Raw genomic sequence first — 16,859 nt, 5'->3', positions numbered from 1 at the left:
AACGGTAGCAAAAAGCGGGATTTAAGCGTCCGCCGCTCCCGGGTCGTGATATGCGACTCCACGAATATCAGGCCAAGCGCGTCTTCGCCGACGCCGGGATTCCGGTCCCCGATGCGACGCTCGCGACGACCGTCGCGGAAGCGGTCGACGCCGCCGGGGAGATCGGATTCCCCGTTGCGATCAAGGCGCAGGTACACGTCGGCGGCCGGGGCAAGGCCGGCGGGATCAAACTCGTCGAGGACGCCGAGGAAGCCCGCGCGGCAGCCGAGGACATCCTCGGCATGGATCTGAAAGGCTTCACCGTCGACCGGGTACTCGTCGAGCAGGCAGTCGACTTCGTCAACGAACTCTACGTCGGCGTGACGATGGACCGCGGGGAGGGCCAGCCGGTCGCGATGGTCTCGACGAAAGGTGGCGTCAATATCGAGGAGGTCGCCGCCGAGGACCCCGACGCCATCGCGCGCGAACACGTCGACCCGGGCTACGGCCTCCATCCCTACCAGGCCCGCAAGGCTGTCTACGACGCGGGCGTCGACCGCGAGGTCGCCGGTGACGTCGCCTCGATCCTCTCGACGCTGTACGACCTCTGGGACGAGAAAGACGGCAGCGACGCCGAGATCAATCCGGTGATGATCACCGACGAGGGGGAGGTGATCGCGGCCGACGCCGTCTTCAACGTCGACGACGACGCGCTCTTCCGACAGCCCGAGATCGCCCAACTGGAAGGGGAAACCACCGACGACAATCTCGAAGCGATGGCCAACGAGTACGGCTTCGATTACGTCCGGCTTTCGGGCAACGTCGGGATCATCGGCAACGGCGCGGGCCTGGTGATGACGACGCTGGACCTCGTCGATCACTACGGCGGCGCGCCGGCGAACTTCCTCGACATCGGCGGGGGAGCGAAAGCCGGCCGCGTCCGCAACGCTCTGGAGGTCGTCTTCGCCGACGACAACGTCGACAGCGTCGTGTTCAACATCTTCGGCGGGATCACCCGCGGCGACGAGGTCGCCCGCGGCATCAACGAGGCCCTCGAAGAGTTCGACACGATTCCCAACCCAGTCACTGTTCGACTGGCGGGGACCAACAGCGTGCAAGGCATGGAGATACTCAACACCGATCTCGTGACCGTCGAGGAAACGCTCGAGGAAGCCGTCCAGCGTGCTGTCGCCGACGCCGAGGAGGTGGCACAATGAGCATCCTAGTCGATGAGGACACCCGCGTCATCGTGCAGGGAATCACCGGCGGGGAGGGCGAGTTCCACGCCGAGCAGATGATCGAGTACGGCACGAACGTCGTCGCCGGCGCGGTCCCGGGTAAAGGCGGCCAGGAAGTCCACGGCGTCCCCGTCTACGACACCGTCGATCGGGCAGCACGCGAGGAGGACGCCGACGCCTCGGTCGTGTTCGTCCCGCCCGCCTTCGCTGCGGACGCACTCTTCGAAGCGCTCGATGCACCACTTGATGTTGTGGTCGCGATCACGGAAGGCATCCCGACCCAGGACGTCAGCGAGGTGTACGCCGAACTCGAAGACACTGACACGCACCTGGTCGGACCGAACTGCCCCGGCGTGATCACCCCCGGCGAGTCGAAACTCGGCATCCTGCCGGGCAACATCTTCAGCGAGGGGTCGGTCGGTCTGGTCTCGCGGTCCGGCACCCTGACCTACCAGATCGTCGATAGCCTCACCGAGCGTGGGATCGGCCAGACGACCGCCGTCGGCATCGGCGGCGACCCGATCGTCGGGACGGGCTTCATCGACGCGCTGGAACTGTTCGAAGCAGATCCGGAAACGGAGGCCGTCGTGATGTGCGGCGAGATCGGCGGCGAGGACGAGGAAGCGGCTGCCAAATACATCGCCGAACACATGGACACGCCGGTCGTCGGGTTCATCGCGGGCCGGACCGCGCCGCCGGGCAAGCGCATGGGCCACGCCGGCGCGATCGTCTCCGGCGGCGGCACCGGAACGGCCCAGAGTAAAATCGACGCCCTGGAGGCCGCGGGTGTCGAAGTCGGCGAGACGCCGAGCGACGTCGCCGACCTGGTCGAAGACATCGCCTAGTAGTGCCGAAACAGTAACTGGCGCACGTCGTCCTTCGTCCGGGCCGATTTCGTCGTCCCATCGGGCAGATCAACCTCGTACGGGGCATCGCCTTCCCCCTTGCGCCACTTCTCGCTGTGGTCATCCAGGAGTTTGTTGACCGATGCGAGCGGTGACGTCGAGGGAGCGTCAGTTTGATCGTCCGATGCCGATTCAGCTTGGCCATCCGACGCCGATTCGGTGTGGCTTTCGGCGGACGAGCCGGTCTGGCTTGCTGACAGCGATCCGTCCCCGTCATCCCCGTCGACGGTCGACTTGTCAGCCCCGCTGGTGTCCGTCTCGGTCCCCGCTTGCGTTGATGCCTCGGTCGTGGCTGGCGACCCCTTCTCGGCTGGTGGTCCCGCTTGCTTGGTCGGCGTACTGTCGACATCTGGCTCCCCATCCGACGCGGATTCGTCGGCGGGCGATCTCTCGTCCTCGTCAGTCTCCGTCTCCGCCGCCCGGAGTCGTTCGGCAAGTGCCTCCGGGCCTAGTGCCGCCAGCAAGCGCCCGCGCATCTCCGCGGCCTCGATGCCGCTGCCCGGGACGTCCTCGACGTCGCTCGCGATCTGCTGCAGCGTCGGGTACGTGGCGGTGGCGACTTTCTCGTAGGCGGCGACGATCGCCCGTTCCTCGGGTGGCGTGTAGGTATCGAGCAGGTACTCGATGGCATCCTGCGGTCGGGTCTCGCCGTAGGACTCGACGTACGCGGCTTCGACCTCCTGGCGCACGTCTTCCAGTCGGTCGTGTTGACGTTCGGTAATGGACAACTCAGCCATACTCGGAGTCAACGAAGTCCTGAGCCATAATACCGTCCCTGCTACGGTCGCATCACATTCATTACCATACAGTCCTAAGTGTTCGTATGGAGTGTCCACGTTGCGGGGGGAACCTGGAGACTTTCGCTGTCGGAGGAACCGAAGCGACGGCTGTGGTCTGTGATTCCTGTGGGTTCAGTGGGGTTCCAGCATCACACCGGTATGAAGGGGCCGCCCCCGAAAGCTGGGATCGGGCGATGGAACGGTTCGAGAATGAGAATCTCTCGACGGAGCACACCTGTCTGGTCGTCCGGGAAGAAGGCGTTCGAGTCCCGGTCGACGATCCGGATTTCGAGACGGAGTCCCGAGTCGACATCGACGACTTCGAAGAGACGGTGACCGTAGCCGCGTCGCTCCATACCAAGTCAGAAAACGAAGCGTGACGAGACCGTAGTCGTCACTTTCGGCGTCCGCGTCCGCCTCTGTCTCGTCCGTGGACGCATCGCTACGTCTCGGGTCAAAAAACCGAACTGTGAAGAGACCTCAGTCGTCGGTTTCGGCTTCCGCCTCCGCTTCTGGCTCGTCTTCCACTTCGTCGTCAGCCTCGACTGCGGCCCTCGTGCCGTCGCGCTCTTCCTCCGAGCGGGCAGCCACCAGGGCACCCTGGGCAACGCTGTACAGCGGGTTATCGGCCCGATCGACGCCCTGGATCGAGAACGGCAGGTCCGCTTCCGAGAGCCGTTCGGCGAACAGTTCCTCGAAGCCGTCCGGCGTCGAGGTCCCGCCGGTGACGACGACTGGGACGTCAAGCCCCTCCTCGATGTCCTCCTCGTCGACCTCGTTGATGATGTTCTCGATGACGTAATCGAGCAGGTTGTCGTAGTAGATGCTCAACGCACCTTCGATCCCGCCCACGTCGGTCTCGAAGTCGAGCGCGAAGTCCTCCTCCTTGACGGAGGTAACCTTGTCGACGGGCGTACCGGTCGCCTGGGCCGCCTTCTCGTCGATCCAGTCGCCACCCCGGGCGATCGAGAACTTCATGACCGGCACCGCGTAGTACGACAGGCAGACGTTGGTCATGCCGGCCCCGAAGCTGATGCCCAGCCCGGTGAACTCCTTGTCGGCCAGTTCCGAGTAGATGACCGCCATCCCCTCGTTGATCGGCTCGGGATCGTACCCCATGTCGCTGAGCAGCGACTCGACGGTCTTCTGGTGATACAACGTCGACGTATCGTCGTCGATCGGATCGGCCGGCACCGAGAAGAACAACCGCTCCTCGGAATACTGGGGATCACCGACCACCTGTTCGGTGATGAGCTTGATCATCGGAATCGCCGACTTCTCGTCGCTCGAAAGAATCCCCGCCTGCATTGGCCGGCGCGTCTCCTCGTTGAAGATGTTCGCGAAGTTGAGCGCGTCGTCCCCGACGATATACACCTTATCGTCCTTTCGGATGTGCAACACGTCGCTGCGAGACAGCATCTGATCGGCCATGTCGCTGTAGTCGATCTCGACGAACGAGTTACGCTGTTGCACGAAGACCGTTTCGTTCCCTTCCTGTCTGGCGGACAGGAGATTCATCGTCCCCACGTCAAGTCCCTTTGCCATGAGGGGACATTGCACCAGGGGTTAGAAATAATTTATCATACTTTCATTTCGCGTGACGAAACAGTGAACCCGGTCCTGCCGACCTGATCCAAGCTCCCCCGACAGGGGCGTCCGTGGCGGTCTCGTCGTACCGCGTCGAATTCGACCGATATGCGGAGCCCGAAAATCAATCGAACAGTCGTCGCCGGAGTGCCGCGAGTCGCCCTTCGCCGTCACCGCCAAACACTCGTTCTCGGAGGCGAGCAATCAGGCCCGGGCGCTCGACCCCAGTCTCGACGTCGGCCTCGGCCTGTTGTTGCTCGCGCATCGCTGCAAGCGCGGAGACCTGCTCGTCAGGACTCTCCGCCCGTGCCGTCGCATCCTCTCCACCCTGGAGCTTTCGCAACCCGTCGACTGCATCGTCGACGGATCCACTGGCGGATCTGGTCTCCGTGACAGCATCGACAGTTTCGTCGACGTTGCCCACCTCCGCGGCATCTGGCATGTCGAATTTGAGCCGTTTCGTGGTCGGTTCAGTCTCGACGCCGCCCCACGTCAACGAGGAATCAGCCATCGCGTCGTCGATGTCCGCACGGACGTCCTCGTCGCTGACGTCGTCTGCCGAGGACTCCTGGCCGCCGGCCTGGGCATCCTCGCCCGGCTGTTCGGTGACCCGATCGACGTACTGGGCAACTAACGCAGCCCCCGTCGCCCCGACGAGTAACGCGACCCCCGCGGCGTAGAGGCTGATCACACTCATGTCGTTGGCCGAGCTCCACTGCCAGGGATAGACCTGCGTGAACCACACGACCGACAGGAGGATGATGATCGTTCCGACCGCGCTGACCGCGCGCGTTCGACGTCCAACCGGCAGCAGGATGACGACGCTCAACGAGACGGCGGGAACCATCAGTGACCCGGCGACGATCGCAACCTCGCGAATGTACCAGTAGGGCTCGGATCCGGTGGGATAGGTCCCACTGTACAGAAACACGACGAACGCGGCAATACCGAGCGTCACGCCGGCAAAGAACAACCCGAAGCCGCTGTAGATCTCCCTGCGACTGACGTCGGATCGGACGTATCGCCGGTACGTTGCGACCAACCCGTTCTCGTCGCCGGGTTCTGGTTCCTCAGTGTTCGTCGATGGCCCGTCCCCACTCATATGTTCATGCGTTGGTTCAAGCGCCAGGATTATAGGTATTTATTGTGGGCCATCTCGCCGAGACGATCGATCGCACTCGCGGGACCCACCCCGAAAAGCCCTTTCAGGATGGGCGCGGAACGGACAGTATGCGCTGTATCGCTCACCGTGGCTTCGCCGGGCTCTACCCCGAGAACACCCTGACAGCCGTCCGGCAAGCGGCCGCGCAGGCGGACATGATCGAGGTCGACGTCCGACGATGTGGGTCGGGCGAACTGGTCGTCTTTCACGACGAGACCGTCGATCGGCTCACCGACGAGACGGGCGCAGTAGCGGACTATTCGGTCGAGGAACTCGCGGCCATGAACGTCGACGGCTCCGGGGAAGGTGTGCCGACGTTGTCTGCTGTTCTTGACGCTGTGCCGCCGGCCGTCGGATTGAACTTAGAACTCAAGGAGTCAGGATTGATCGAGGACATCCAGGCGGCCGTCGCGGGGACGGATGTCGATGTCTGGCTCTCGTCGTTCGACACGGACGTGGTTGGGACCGCCGCGGAGACGACCGACTGGCCGGTCGTGTTGATCGTCGAGGACGCCTCCGAAGCCGCGATCGAGCGCGCGGCCGGCATCGGATGTGCGGGGATCGCTCCCCACTGGCGACTCATCGACTTCGCGCTGATCGAACGCGCCCATCGGTCGGACCTGTCCGTCTATGCCTGGCCGATCAACGACATCGAACGCGCGGAGTCACTGGAAAAGATGGACGTCGACGGGATCGTCGCCGAGGAACCGACGGCCTGTCCCGGCCATTAGAGCCGCGCGAGGTTCTGCCGGAGCTTGATGTTCGCAGTCATCAGCGCCGTTGCGGCCATGATCACGAAGACGATCTGGACGTGGAGGATGATCGCGCGGTCGATCCCCACGAGGGTCACGAGTTCGACTGCCGGGACGAAGGCACCGAACGCCAGCACCGGCAGAAGATGACGCAACAGCGTATCGAGCATCGTCCCCTGGACCATCGACCGGGATAGCTGTGTTCGGCCGTGCCAGAAGCCGTATCCGGCGAAAACCACCGCGCCGATCCCCGCAATCCCGACGACGATCCCCTCCTTGACACCCGCGAGTTCGGCCACCAATACCGCAACGACGACGAGCGAGAACGCGACTGCCGGCTGGCGAGCGGTCACTTCGTCGTCAGCCTCGTCGTTCGCCGGCGTCCCCTGGCGGGCGATGAGCCGCATCGTCAACGCAAGCAGGAAGACGAATGCGAGCAGGATCGGCCGCCGGATGGCCGGCATCTCCGGCGTGATGATCTGGAGGACACCGACCAGACCATAGAGGGAGGCCGCCGCGCCCACACCAGTGAGATGCGTCCAGATCGACGCCTGGGACGGTAGTTGACTCGCCCGCCGGTTCCAGAGGGCATACACCCCGAACCGGATGCCGAGCACACCGATCAGTACGAACCCGACGAAATAGATAAACGTCAGGTTCGGGTTCCCAGCGATCTCCTGTAGCGACAGACCGCCGCCGATCATGTCCAGTCACCGGTCCCGACACAGCTCGTGGCGTCCGATCCAGCCATTCGATCGGTCATCGGTACCACCCCGCCCGATCGGTCACGACAGGTCACTCCGTTTACGATCGCCGCCACGTCCGGTTAACTCGTCGTGCACACGCACCAGATCCTGCCGCAAGTCATTTATCGTTTCGTATCTCCGGAGCGTGCGTTTGGCCATCGCCTTGGTGACCACGCTGTCGACGGCCTCCGGGACGTCGGTCTGGAGCGACGGCGTCGGTGGGGCTGCGTTCAAGATGTCGTCACGAACTGCGTCGAACTCGCCGAGAAACGGGGGTCGACCAGTGAGGAGTCGGTAAAGGAGTGCCCCGAGGTGGTAGACGTCGGTCGTGTGATCGATCCGGCCGAACTGCCGATCGTAGTACTCGGGGGCCGCGTATCGCGGATCGAGACACGAAGCCGGCGTGACGTGAAAGCGATACACTTCGAGCAGGCCAACGTTGAGGAGTGTCGCTCCCGTCTCCTCGGCTTGCCCGTCTGTAACGCCAGGAAGTCCAACAGTATGTGGATCGAGTCCGCCGTGGACCACCCCGTGGTTATGAGCGTATGCGAGTGCGTCGGCAATGTCGATCGCGATCGCGAACGCAGCGGCGGGAGCGACCGGCTCGACACGATCGGCGACCGTCGCCTCGAAGAGTTCAGTCGCCGCCCAGGGCTGTGGCGCGCGGTTCCAGTCGAAGACGGTGGCGATGTGGGGGTGCTCATCGATCCCTTGCCAACGATCGAGTGCGTTCCCGAGTTCGGTACGGAACGACTCCGGGGCGTCCGACGGCGGCCGGTGGAACAACCGCATCCCAAGGGCACGCTCGCTCCCGTCGGCAACCGTCAGGACGCGTGCCACATCGGCGTACCGACCGCGTTGCTGGCCCGACAGCATCATCAACTCGTCGAACCGACTGTACGCGACGATATCGGACAGTTGTTCGAACAGTTCGTTCCATCGCTGCCGATCCGCGGTACTCAGCTGTGGCGATCGGCCCCCCACATCGGCCGACGCCGCCTCACCGGTGTCCGATCCACCCCCAGTCTGTTCGCGGGATGGATCGTCGTGACGCTGTGGATCCGCCGGATCGATGACGCTCGGGTTCGGCTCGACGTTTCGGGGATCGAAGCCAACACCCGGCGGCCGAACCCGCCCGACTTCGTCCGTCGGCGAGTCCCTGGACGGAGGCACATCCGCGTCCCCCTGGGTCTTCTCCCGACCGTCACGCTCCTGGCGGGTGCCGTCCCCCAGTCCCGCATCGACCCGTCGCGGGAACGTCGTGGCGAGGTACTCAAAGACGAGTTCCGCCTCCGCGTTGTCGGTATCGAGGCGATCGGACAGGCGATCGGTGACATACGTAACTGAGTCGGGGTCGGCAACGGCGATCACGCAGAGTGCGAACGCGCCGGCGAGTCGGACCGCTGACTCGTCTTCGTCAAGTAACCCGACCAGATACGGCAGGAGATCGGCGCTGTCCGCTGGCTCAGCAAGGACCGACTGGACTGTCTCGATTGGACTCCGCGTATCGCCGGCGTCCGCCATATGGTACCACGTAGTGTGTGTTAGCTGAATCTCATCGGGGAGGAATATCAGCGTTTCGGTATGTTCAACACGGTCGAAGGGAGCCTGGCCAGCCCCAAGTTATCAGGCCTGAGAATAGGAAGTCACCATTTACGGTAATTCGAATCGTCGCGTTGCACAATGCCAGAGAAACGCAACGGAGCAATCCCTTCGTTCGTGCGCGAACGGTACACCGCACGGCTCGGGGTGGCCCTCGCGTTCGCAGTGATCATCATGATCGCGTTCGGTGGGGTCATCAGTGCCCAGACGTCGGGTGAACTGCGCAACGACGTCGAACGGGAGCTGATGACACAGTCGAATGCACAGGCCGATCAACTCGAAACGTGGCTATCAGCCGTCGAGGGAGACGTCAGAACGACGACGAAACTCCCCGTCTTCGCTTCGGGTGACGCCGATCAGATAGGTCGAGAACTCGATGGGATGATCGCGGACGGCGACCTGCCCGGCGATGTCGTCGCCGCCCACTATCTCGATACGGCCGACATGCAGTTCCTGGCCAGTTCGAGCGACGCCATGGAGGGCGTCAATCCGGCCGATCAGGGCGCGGCATTTGCGACTGATCCGCCGACCTTCGACAGCCCAAACGACGTCTACATTTCCCAGCCGTTCTCAGTACCCATCGTCGACCATCCGATCGTGGCTGTCCTCTCGCCGATCGAGGGTGCCGAGGATCGCGCGCTGGTCTATATGATCGATCTCGAATCTCGGGCGGCGGGCCTCTCGACGAGCGAGGAGACATCGACCGTCGTGGTGGACGGCAACGGGCAATACGTCGCCCATCCCAACGCGAGTAAGATTCTCGAATCGTACGACGGCGAGGCGATCGATTCGGCCAACGCGACCAACGGGTCGTTTCTCCGCCAGGGGGACACTGTGATGGGGGTGACAGCGATGGATAGCCACGACTGGACAGTGCTGACCCAACAGCCGGCCGACGCGGCCTACGCCCTCTCTGCGCAGATCAATTCCGATCTGCTGGGTCTGGTGTTGCTCGCGATCATCAACCTGGGACTGATCGGCGTCACGATCGGCTCGAACACGGCCCTCTCCCTGCGTCGACTCGCAAGCCGCGCGAGTGAGATGGGTGCGGGCGATCTCGAGGTCGATCTCACGACCCAGCGGGAGGACGAGATCGGAACGCTGTATCGTTCCTTCGGGGAGATGCGCGACTCGCTCAGAGCCAAGATCGACGAGGCCGAGACAGCCCAGGAAGAAGCCGAAGCAGCACGAGAAGATGCAGAGCGCGAGCGCGCTGAGATGGAAGATCTTTCAACGCATCTGGAAGCGAAGGCGACTGCCTACGGTGAAGTGCTCGATCGGGTCGCCGACGGCGATCTGACCCAGCGGGTCGACCCCGACAGCGAAAACGACGCGATGGCAACTGTCGGCGAGGAACTCAACGCCGCACTTGAGGCCCTGGAGACGACCGTCGCCGATGTCGAAGCGTTCGCCGACGAGGTTTCCCGATCGAGTGATAGCGTCCGCCGGAACGCCGATCGCGTCGGTGAAGCCAGCCGCCAGGTCAGCCAGTCCATCGACGAAATCTTCGACGGTGCGAGCGAGCAGAGCGAGCGCCTCCAGGACATCGCCGCGGAGATGGAGACGCTTTCGGCCTCGGCCGAGGAGGTCGCCAGCTCGGCCCAGGAGGTCGCCGAGACCTCCCAGCAGGCGGCCGAAGTCGGTGAGACCGGTCGCCAGGCGGCCGAGGATGCGATCGAGGAGATGAATGCGATCGAGGAAGAAACCGAACGGACAAGACAAGCGATCAACGATCTGGACGCCGACTTGGACGAAATCGGCGAGATCGTCGACGTGATCACCGAGATCGTCGAGCAGACGAACATGCTCGCGATCAACGCCTCGATCGAGGCCGCCCATTCGAACGGCGGCGAAGGGTTCGCTGTCGTCGCCGACGAGGTCAAGAACCTCGCCGAAGAGACCAAAGAAGCGGCCGGCGACATCGAGGCGCGAATCGAACAGATCCAGGCCCAGGCCGGCGAGACCGTCGAGACGATGGAGGCGACCAGCGAGCGGATGGCCGCCGGCGTCGAAACGGTGACCGAGACGGTCGACTCCCTGGAGACGATCGTCGAGCGCGCCGAGGAGGCCGACCAGGGGATCCAGGAGATCGACGCCGCCACGGGCGACCAGGCGGAGACGGCCCAGCAGGTCATGGCGATGGTCGACGACCTGACGGCGATTAGCCAGCAGACTGTCACGGAAGCAGACACGGTCGCGAGTGCAGCCGACGAGCAGACGGACTCCATCGCGGAAGTGACGGCTTCGGCCGGTGACCTGCTCGATCGGGCCGACGAACTCCAGTCGCTGCTTGACCGCTTCGAGGTCGAGCAATCGACAGGGGATGCGGGAATCAGCGGAAAAGCAACAACGGTGGATAACGCATGATCGACATCGACATCACACTCTGGTTTACGCTCGGAACGCTCGGAATGGCGCTTGGCAGCGTCGGCCTCGCCTACGGGTTCGTCACTCTCTCGAGCGATCGGCACCGCGAGTACGCCGACGTCGTCGTGGTCACGCTGATCGCGACTGTCGCCTACGGACTGATGGCCCTCGGCATCGGCGAGATCACGACGGCGAGCGGGGCGGAGCTCTTCGTCCCGCGATACGTCGACTGGTTGCTGACGACGCCGCTGCACGTGGTCTTCATCGCACTCATCGCGGGGGCCGGGCGGCGGCTGATCGCGAAAGCCGCGGCGCTGCAGGCAGCGACGATCGTGCTGGGCTTTCTCGGCGCAGTCTTCGCGACGCCGTTGAAGGAACTGTTCTTCATCGCCGGCAGCCTGGCGTTCGTCGGCGTCGTCTACCTGTTGGTGATCGAGGCCGCCAAGGACGCAGCGGAGCGCGACGACGTGACGGCGGGCCTCTACCGGAAGCTCCGGAACTTCGTGATCGTGCTCTGGCTCGTCTATCCGATCATCTGGCTGCTCGCGCCGACCGGTTACGGATTCATGGACAACGAAACCGCGTCGCTGGTCATCACCTACATCGACGTGGTGGCCAAGGTCGGCTTCGGCCTGATCGCGCTGAACGGCCTGGGGACGTTGGAAACGTTCGATGTCGCCGACGCGACCGGATACGGGTCCGGCGACGACTGACCGGGACAAACGCTTATCGGCCCCGCCGTCGATCCACTTCCCATGGACGTTGCGATCCTTGGAACGGGTGCGGTGGGTCAGCGATTCGCCCGCGCGTGTCTTTTTGGAGATGGCAAAGAGTCGTCCGATACAGGACCGGGCGAAACAGGCACGGTAGACACTGGGGATTCGGACGCCGCCGGCCAGTCGCCGGCTGTCACGCTGTATGGGTCCGATGCCAGCGCAGTGATGGATGCGGTCGACGCGCTCGAAGACGCGCTCCACAATCAGGTCGAGTCGGAATTGACCGACCGACTCGACCGCGTCGATGGAACAACCGATCTCGACACCGCCGTCGGCGACGCGGACATCGTGATCGAAACACGGGCAGACGACCTCGAAACGGTCCGCCGTCGCCTCGCCGGCGTCGAAGAGCGCCTCGACGACGGGACCACCATCGCGATCCAGGCTGACGTCGCTGACCCGACCGCCGCGGCAGCCGCGCTGGAAAACCCCGAGCGCGCGATCGGGCTCTCGATGGTCGTCCCCGGTTCTCCGGCGCAGGCGGATACGCAAGCTAGTGCCGTCATCGAGGTGGTCCGGGCTGTCCAGACCGATGACGCAGCCGTCGACACCACGACCGGGTTTTTCGACGGATTGGGGTGGACACCCGTCGTCGTCAACGACGCACCGGGGCGAATATCGAGTCGGCTCCAACTCGCGCTCGAAGCCGAGGCGATGCGCGCCGTCGAAGCTGACGTGGCCGCGCCCGCAGCGATCGACGCTGTCATCGAAGGGGGATTCGGGCACGCCGAGGGACCGCTGGCCGCCGCCGACCGGGCCGGACTGGACAATCGTCTGGAAACACTCGACGGACTCGCCGCTGAACTCGGCGAGCGCTTCGAGCCCCCGGCGATTCTCCGGGCAAAAGTCCAAGCCGGCGAACTCGGCGAAAAAACAGGGTCCGGGTTCCGCGAGTGGGAGGACGATCAACCGGTCGACGAAGCCGACTCTACGGTTCGGTAAGTGGCGTGGTCCCCGGCTCAGTCCTCAAAGCGCGTTTCGACGCTGTGGGCGTGGGCTTCGAGTCCTTCAGCCTCGGCCAGTGTCGTGATCGTCTCCCGGAGCGTTTCGAGCCCTTCTTCGGAGAGTTGCTGATAGGTTGCCGGACGGACGAAGTTGTCAACCGAGAGTCCGCTGGCGATCGCTGCCGAGCCGCCTGTCGGGAGCACGTGGTTGGTACCGCTAGCGTAGTCACCCGCGGCAACCGGCGTGAACTCGCCGACGAACGCACTCCCGTAGTTCGTGATCCGGTCGAGCAGATCGCGCTCGTTCGCCGCGTGGACGAAGATGTGCTCGGGCGCGTAGTCCTCGCTGAACGCCACGGCCGCATCCATCGAACCGGCGAGGAAGACGCCACTGGCGTCGTTTGCAAGGGCCTCACGGACGATCCCCTCGCGTTCGCGCTCGGGTGCCTGGCGGTCGATCTCATCGGCGACCGCTTCGGCGTGGGCAGCGTCGGGCGTCACCGCGACGACGCCGGCGTTCGGGTCGTGTTCGGCCTGTGCGACCACTTCGGCGGCGACGATCTCGGGATCTGCCGTCGCGTCAGTCAGCGTCAGCACCTCGCTGGGGCCGGCGAGCATGTCGATGCGGACATCGCCCCGTACCTCGGCCTTTGCGGCAGTCACCCAGCGGTTGCCCGGGCCAACGATCACGTCGACGGGGTCGATCGACTCGGTGCCGTAGGCGAGCGCGGCGATCGCCTGTGCGCCGCCGATCTGGTAGACGGCGTCCGCGCCAGCCGCGTGCATCGCCGCCATCGTGACCGGGTTGATCTCCTCAGCGGGCGGGGTCGCCACGGCGACGTGTTCGACGCCGGCGACCTTCGCGGGCACGACGCCCATCAACACGCTGGAGGGGTAGGCGGCCGTACCGCCAGGTGCGTAGACCCCTGCCGAATCGAGCGGGTAGTACTTCCGACCGAGTTCCCGCCCCTCGCTCGGTTCGACCGCCCAGTCCTCGGGTACCTGGCGTTCGTGAAACGCGCGGATGTTGTCGGCGGCCGTCTCGATGGCCTCCCGAATCTCGTCGTCGATCGACTCGTACGCCGCGGCGGCCGCCTCGGTGACGTCGAAGTCCGAAAGCTCGACACCGTCGAATCGGCGACTGAACTCCCGGAGGGCCTCGTCGCCGTCATGATGGACCGTCTCGACGATCCCCTGGACGTCCTCGCGGATCTCGCCGATCCCGGAATCTCGCTCGAAGAGCGCTCGTCGCCGTCGGTCCGAAAGGTCGGAAATGGACTGTACGTCCATACGCCGTAGCCTTCCAGACGAGGTCACAAACTACTTGCTATCCGTCGCTATGGCGATTATCGACAGTGAAGGACTCACTAAACCCGTCAACGCCTGCGTGCGTACCACCAGACACCGACGACAGCGAGGACGAACGCGCCGCCGAGGAAGAAGGCGACAGCAGGCTCAGTCAGCAGCGTCGACGGGTCGGCGGCTTCAGCGGCTGATTCAGTCGCTTCGGCGTCCATCGCACCGACGGTCCCGCTTTGTCCATCAGTTCCGTCCACCCCAGACTCGGCCAGGAACTGCTGGGCGGCGAATCCGAACGCCAGTGCCCCGGCGGCGAGGACGCCAACACCAGCCAGCAGTCGACTGACGGCTCTCTTTAGCAGCGATTCGTCGGCTTTCTCACCCGCGACGAGGACGAGCGCCTCGCTGGTCGGCGCGTAGACGTTCATCTCGTTGCCCTTCACTGAATAATCGGTACCGACGGACTCAATCAGATCCGCAGACTCGAGTTTCTCGATGTGATAATGGACGTTCTGCAGCGACGTGCCGATCTCTTCGCGGATCTCGACAGGTGTTCGGGGCTCCTCATAGACCAGTGAGAGGACTCGACGAGCCGTCTCCGAGGAGAGGGCGGCAAACGCCTCGTCAGCAGCACCCTCGTTGAGGCCGAGCACCCGCGGCTCCTCGGCGGTGTCGGCCCGCTCACCACGGCGTGGCAGTAACTTCCCCATGATCGATCGATAAAACGGCCACTGTAAAGGGTGTGCCGATGGGTCAAATGCGGATTTTATCGGCCCGATCCCTGTCGAGTCAGTCGATTCCGCGACTGTCGGCGGGCCGCGGCGGGAGTCGGAGGTCGGCGATCGACGGCAGGTGCTTGACGTTGTAGACGACTGTGAGTTCGTCGGTGATCGGTTCGCCGACACACGAGAGGCGGATCCCGCGGTCGATGGCGTCGGCCGGCAGAATGTGATTAACCGGCTGGGAGAGTTCCCCCCGAAGTACGGCCACGGCACAGTTGGCACAGGCCCCACCGCGACAGGAGTACGGCCACTCGTGACCGGTCGCTTCGGCGGATTCCAGCAGGGTTCGTTCGGACGTCACTGAAAACGTCCCGTGCTCAGCCCCACCGAGATCCGCACCGGCGGCCTTGCTGAAAAGATCCTCGTCATCGAGATCCCATCCGTGATCGTCCAGGACATCGTAATCGAGATACTCGACAGTGACGTGTGCGACTGACTGATCCGAGCGGGCCTGTTCGTCCCCGTCCTCGCGGCACTGTGAGAGCAACGCTTCGTACGCGGATTGGACAGCCTGAAACTCGGCGGCCGAGCCACCCTGGTCCGGATGGGCTTCCTTGACGCGACGACGGTACGCACGGTGGATGGCATCTTCGCTCGCAGCCCGGTCGATTTCCAGGATCTGGTACGGCGACGGCACGCGCGGAGCTAGCCAAAATTCGCGGTTAAACGTTCGCTTGGCGGTAATGTCGACCCCAGACCGTCAGACCAGCAGTGTCTTGGGTGCTTTCGGCACCACGAGGACATCACTTCCGGGTTCGATCGCGTCCTCGACAGTTTCCTCGGCGTGCATGAGACACTCCTCGACGAGTTCCGGGTCCTCGCTGGTGGTGATGTAGGCGTCGGCGTGACGCAGCGACCGCACCGTGACGAACCCGCGCTGGGCACCGGGTTCGTAGCCCTGTAGCATCGCCTGGTAGGCCGACTCGGCGTCCTCGGCACCCGAGAGCCACTCGTAGAAGCGCTCTTCGCCCCGACCCGCACCGTAGCCCTCGTCGAGCACGGCGGGCACGACCACGCGACCGCCCTCCTTGACCGGTGCGCCATCGGAGAGCACGACGTAGGTGATCCCGCGGGTCGTCTGGTAGAGCTGGGCGTCCTTGGGCGCGCCGACGCCCGAGACGACGGCGTCGTACTTGCCGTCGACCTCGAAGGCCAGCGCCTCGCGGGCGGTCTCGGCGAGGTCCCGGACCACCGCGCCGGAGTTACCCGCGGAAGCATCCAGAAACCCGTCAGGGCCGGGCGTGACGTTCAGACAGAAGTCCAGGCCGACCAGTTCGCCCGCTTCCTCGACGGCCTCCCGGAACGGGTTGCCGTCGATCTTGCCAAGCTTGACCGACTCCTGGCCCAGCATGTCCGGGCCGTGGGTGTACTTGATGAAGGACTCGCCGCCCGCGCCGATGATGACTGTCTTCGCACCGCCGGAGAAACCCGCGTACTGGTGGGGTTCGCTCTGACCGGTCGTGAGCACGAGATCAGCCTCCGCGACCGGCGTGTAGATCTCGATCGGAATGTGGTTGACCTCGCCAAGCGTGACAGTGTTGTCGGGATCGTGGTTCTCCGCGAGGTCGGCGTACTCGCCGAGTTCGGCCTCGATCTCCGCCTCGTCCATCGGGCGATGGAGGCCGAGTCCGAGGACGATGGTGACCTGTTCGCGGTCGACGCCGGCGGCCTCGAGTTCGTCGAAGAGCACGTCGACCAGAATCCCGTCGGGGGCGTCCCGCGTGACGTCCGTGACGACGATGGCGACGTCGTCGTCGGCGTTCGCGCGCTCGGCGAGTGGCGGGCCGTGTGGATCGGCCACCGCCGCCTCGGCTGCCTCGCGAACGTCGACCGGTTCGCCGCCGGGGAGTTCCGCGATCGTCACGTCACAGTCGGGGAGATCGACCTCGACGTAGCCGTCTCCGCGTGGGACTTCGAATGTCATCTGTTCGGGTGTCGAGA

16 protein-coding genes are annotated in these 16,859 nt (G+C 64.4%); 7 read left to right on the top strand and 9 right to left on the bottom strand.

What is annotated here, in order from left to right:
* Nucleotides 1-50: 50 nt before the first annotated feature.
* A complete protein-coding gene (gene sucC, locus HBNXHr_RS05660; protein ID WP_275883491.1) occupies nucleotides 51-1,196 on the top strand; it encodes an ADP-forming succinate--CoA ligase subunit beta in 1,146 nt (381 codons plus the stop codon).
* On the top strand, nucleotides 1,193-2,062 hold the full coding sequence (gene sucD, locus HBNXHr_RS05655) for a succinate--CoA ligase subunit alpha (protein WP_275740274.1): 870 nt from the start codon (nucleotides 1,193-1,195) through the stop codon (nucleotides 2,060-2,062). Before sucC ends, sucD begins: the two co-directional genes overlap by 4 nt.
* On the opposite strand, the gene HBNXHr_RS05650 is transcribed toward sucD, so the two are convergent.
* Complete coding sequence (locus HBNXHr_RS05650; protein ID WP_275883490.1) at nucleotides 2,059-2,859, bottom strand: hypothetical protein; 801 nt, start codon at nucleotides 2,857-2,859, stop codon at nucleotides 2,059-2,061. The two genes, sucD and HBNXHr_RS05650, sit on opposite strands and share 4 nt — an antisense overlap.
* Before the next feature lie 86 nt (nucleotides 2,860-2,945).
* Between HBNXHr_RS05650 and HBNXHr_RS05645 the strand changes: the two genes are divergently transcribed.
* Nucleotides 2,946-3,281 carry a hypothetical protein gene (locus tag HBNXHr_RS05645; protein ID WP_275883489.1) on the top strand — a complete coding sequence of 112 codons (336 nt, stop codon included), beginning with the start codon at nucleotides 2,946-2,948 and terminating at the stop codon, nucleotides 3,279-3,281.
* 100 nt (nucleotides 3,282-3,381) lie between these two features.
* Here HBNXHr_RS05645 and HBNXHr_RS05640 read toward each other — a convergent pair whose 3' ends face one another.
* Nucleotides 3,382-4,446, bottom strand: a complete 1,065-nt coding sequence (locus tag HBNXHr_RS05640) for a hypothetical protein (RefSeq protein WP_275883488.1) — start codon at nucleotides 4,444-4,446, stop codon at nucleotides 3,382-3,384.
* Nucleotides 4,447-4,612: 166 nt separating this feature from the next.
* Entirely contained in the window at nucleotides 4,613-5,590 is a 978-nt protein-coding gene (locus HBNXHr_RS05635) for a permease (RefSeq protein ID WP_275883487.1), read from the bottom strand.
* A 128-nt stretch (nucleotides 5,591-5,718) separates the two neighbouring features.
* On the opposite strand from HBNXHr_RS05635, the gene HBNXHr_RS05630 reads away from it, so the two are divergent.
* Entirely contained in the window at nucleotides 5,719-6,381 is a 663-nt protein-coding gene (locus HBNXHr_RS05630) for a glycerophosphodiester phosphodiesterase (RefSeq protein ID WP_275883486.1), read from the top strand.
* On the opposite strand, the gene HBNXHr_RS05625 is transcribed toward HBNXHr_RS05630, so the two are convergent.
* Both HBNXHr_RS05625 and HBNXHr_RS05620 read right to left on the bottom strand, forming a co-directional pair.
* Nucleotides 6,378-7,106 (bottom strand): hypothetical protein, encoded by a 729-nt coding sequence (locus HBNXHr_RS05625; protein ID WP_275883485.1) that lies wholly within the window; start codon nucleotides 7,104-7,106, stop codon nucleotides 6,378-6,380. The two genes, HBNXHr_RS05630 and HBNXHr_RS05625, sit on opposite strands and share 4 nt — an antisense overlap.
* Before the next feature lie 81 nt (nucleotides 7,107-7,187).
* Nucleotides 7,188-8,672, bottom strand: a complete 1,485-nt coding sequence (locus HBNXHr_RS05620; protein ID WP_275883484.1) for a serine/threonine protein kinase — start codon at nucleotides 8,670-8,672, stop codon at nucleotides 7,188-7,190.
* 159 nt (nucleotides 8,673-8,831) lie between these two features.
* Here HBNXHr_RS05620 and HBNXHr_RS05615 point away from each other — a divergent pair, with 159 nt between their 5' ends.
* The 3 genes from HBNXHr_RS05615 to HBNXHr_RS05605 are packed head-to-tail and all read left to right on the top strand — an operon-like array spanning nucleotide 8,832 to nucleotide 12,835.
* Nucleotides 8,832-11,117 (top strand): methyl-accepting chemotaxis protein, encoded by a 2,286-nt coding sequence (locus tag HBNXHr_RS05615; protein WP_275883483.1) that lies wholly within the window; start codon nucleotides 8,832-8,834, stop codon nucleotides 11,115-11,117.
* Nucleotides 11,114-11,830, top strand: coding sequence for a bacteriorhodopsin (locus HBNXHr_RS05610; protein WP_275740256.1), 717 nt, complete (start codon nucleotides 11,114-11,116; stop codon nucleotides 11,828-11,830). Before HBNXHr_RS05615 ends, HBNXHr_RS05610 begins: the two co-directional genes overlap by 4 nt.
* Before the next feature lie 42 nt (nucleotides 11,831-11,872).
* On the top strand, nucleotides 11,873-12,835 hold the full coding sequence (locus tag HBNXHr_RS05605; RefSeq protein WP_275740254.1) for a 3-hydroxyacyl-CoA dehydrogenase family protein: 963 nt from the start codon (nucleotides 11,873-11,875) through the stop codon (nucleotides 12,833-12,835).
* Between the two features lie 17 nt (nucleotides 12,836-12,852).
* On the opposite strand, the gene hisD is transcribed toward HBNXHr_RS05605, so the two are convergent.
* The 4 genes from hisD to HBNXHr_RS05585 form a co-directional block, all read right to left on the bottom strand.
* Nucleotides 12,853-14,127, bottom strand: coding sequence for a histidinol dehydrogenase (gene hisD, locus HBNXHr_RS05600; protein WP_275883482.1), 1,275 nt, complete (start codon nucleotides 14,125-14,127; stop codon nucleotides 12,853-12,855).
* A gap of 86 nt (nucleotides 14,128-14,213) precedes the next feature.
* Nucleotides 14,214-14,846, bottom strand: a complete 633-nt coding sequence (locus HBNXHr_RS05595; RefSeq protein ID WP_275883481.1) for a helix-turn-helix domain-containing protein — start codon at nucleotides 14,844-14,846, stop codon at nucleotides 14,214-14,216.
* 79 nt (nucleotides 14,847-14,925) lie between these two features.
* On the bottom strand, nucleotides 14,926-15,555 hold the full coding sequence (gene fer / locus HBNXHr_RS05590; RefSeq protein ID WP_275883480.1) for a ferredoxin Fer: 630 nt from the start codon (nucleotides 15,553-15,555) through the stop codon (nucleotides 14,926-14,928).
* A gap of 63 nt (nucleotides 15,556-15,618) precedes the next feature.
* Complete coding sequence (locus HBNXHr_RS05585; RefSeq protein WP_275883479.1) at nucleotides 15,619-16,842, bottom strand: lactate racemase domain-containing protein; 1,224 nt, start codon at nucleotides 16,840-16,842, stop codon at nucleotides 15,619-15,621.
* Between the last annotated feature and the right edge of the window lie 17 nt (nucleotides 16,843-16,859).

The sequence above is a fragment of the Halorhabdus sp. BNX81 genome (genome assembly GCF_029229925.1).
GTDB lineage: Archaea > Halobacteriota > Halobacteria > Halobacteriales > Haloarculaceae > Halorhabdus.
Note: the sequence above shows the minus strand (reverse complement) of the source record. Positions and strands in the feature narration are given on the sequence as shown.

Excerpts from the sequence above, each read along its gene's own strand:
- sucD (WP_275740274.1), top strand. The coding sequence starts at position 1,193 with ATGAGCATCCTAGTCGATGAGGACACCCGCGTCATCGTGCAGGGAATC.
- hisD (WP_275883482.1), bottom strand. The coding sequence starts at position 14,127 with ATGGACGTACAGTCCATTTCCGACCTTTCGGACCGACGGCGACGAGCG.
- HBNXHr_RS05595 (WP_275883481.1), bottom strand. The coding sequence starts at position 14,846 with ATGGGGAAGTTACTGCCACGCCGTGGTGAGCGGGCCGACACCGCCGAG.
- HBNXHr_RS05615 (WP_275883483.1), top strand. The coding sequence starts at position 8,832 with ATGCCAGAGAAACGCAACGGAGCAATCCCTTCGTTCGTGCGCGAACGG.
- HBNXHr_RS05630 (WP_275883486.1), top strand. The coding sequence starts at position 5,719 with ATGCGCTGTATCGCTCACCGTGGCTTCGCCGGGCTCTACCCCGAGAAC.
- HBNXHr_RS05620 (WP_275883484.1), bottom strand. The coding sequence starts at position 8,672 with ATGGCGGACGCCGGCGATACGCGGAGTCCAATCGAGACAGTCCAGTCG.
- HBNXHr_RS05635 (WP_275883487.1), bottom strand. The coding sequence starts at position 5,590 with ATGAGTGGGGACGGGCCATCGACGAACACTGAGGAACCAGAACCCGGC.
- HBNXHr_RS05610 (WP_275740256.1), top strand. The coding sequence starts at position 11,114 with ATGATCGACATCGACATCACACTCTGGTTTACGCTCGGAACGCTCGGA.
- HBNXHr_RS05645 (WP_275883489.1), top strand. The coding sequence starts at position 2,946 with ATGGAGTGTCCACGTTGCGGGGGGAACCTGGAGACTTTCGCTGTCGGA.
- HBNXHr_RS05640 (WP_275883488.1), bottom strand. The coding sequence starts at position 4,446 with ATGGCAAAGGGACTTGACGTGGGGACGATGAATCTCCTGTCCGCCAGA.
- sucC (WP_275883491.1), top strand. The coding sequence starts at position 51 with ATGCGACTCCACGAATATCAGGCCAAGCGCGTCTTCGCCGACGCCGGG.
- HBNXHr_RS05605 (WP_275740254.1), top strand. The coding sequence starts at position 11,873 with ATGGACGTTGCGATCCTTGGAACGGGTGCGGTGGGTCAGCGATTCGCC.
- HBNXHr_RS05625 (WP_275883485.1), bottom strand. The coding sequence starts at position 7,106 with ATGATCGGCGGCGGTCTGTCGCTACAGGAGATCGCTGGGAACCCGAAC.
- HBNXHr_RS05585 (WP_275883479.1), bottom strand. The coding sequence starts at position 16,842 with ATGACATTCGAAGTCCCACGCGGAGACGGCTACGTCGAGGTCGATCTC.
- HBNXHr_RS05650 (WP_275883490.1), bottom strand. The coding sequence starts at position 2,859 with ATGGCTGAGTTGTCCATTACCGAACGTCAACACGACCGACTGGAAGAC.